We start from the raw sequence: 572 nt of genomic DNA on the forward strand, positions 1-572 counted from the left end.
CGCGGAGACCGGAAGGTCAACCCGGACACCACCGCCCGGAAATCCTCCAACATCGGCTCCATCAACGACGAGTGGAACGCATGACTCACCACCAGCCGCCTCGACCGACACCCCAACTCCGCCAGCCGCGCCACCACCCGCTCCACCGCAGGCCCGACCCCCGACACCACCACCGACGACGGACTGTTCACCGCCGCGATCGACACCTGATCGCCCTGCTCGGCCACCAACGGCGCCACCACACCCTCACCCGCGGCGACCGCCACCATCACCCCACCCGGCGCCAACCCCTGCATCAACCGACCCCGCGCCGTCACCAACCGACAGGCATCCTCCAGCGACAACACACCCGCCACATGCGCCGCCGCGATCTCACCCACCGAATGACCGGTCACGAAATCCGGAACCACACCCCACGACTCGAACAACCGGAACAACGCCACCTCAACAGCGAACAACCCCGGCTGCGCGAACTCCGTCAAATCCAGACGACCGCCAGCACCGTCCTCACCGAACACAGCCGACCGCACCACCGGGTCCAACAACCCGCACACCCGATCAAAAGCCGCCGC

1 protein-coding gene is annotated in these 572 nt (G+C 67.5%); it reads right to left on the reverse strand.

The genetic code is table 11. The annotated features are described in order from the left end of the window. On the reverse strand, positions 1-518 hold a 518-nt coding region (locus tag IEZ00_RS36030), incomplete at its 3' end, for an acyltransferase domain-containing protein (protein WP_306344717.1). Positions 519-572 lie beyond the last annotated feature (54 nt).

The sequence above is a fragment of the Saccharothrix coeruleofusca genome, assembly GCF_014648515.1.
Lineage (GTDB): Bacteria > Actinomycetota > Actinomycetes > Mycobacteriales > Pseudonocardiaceae > Actinosynnema > Actinosynnema coeruleofuscum.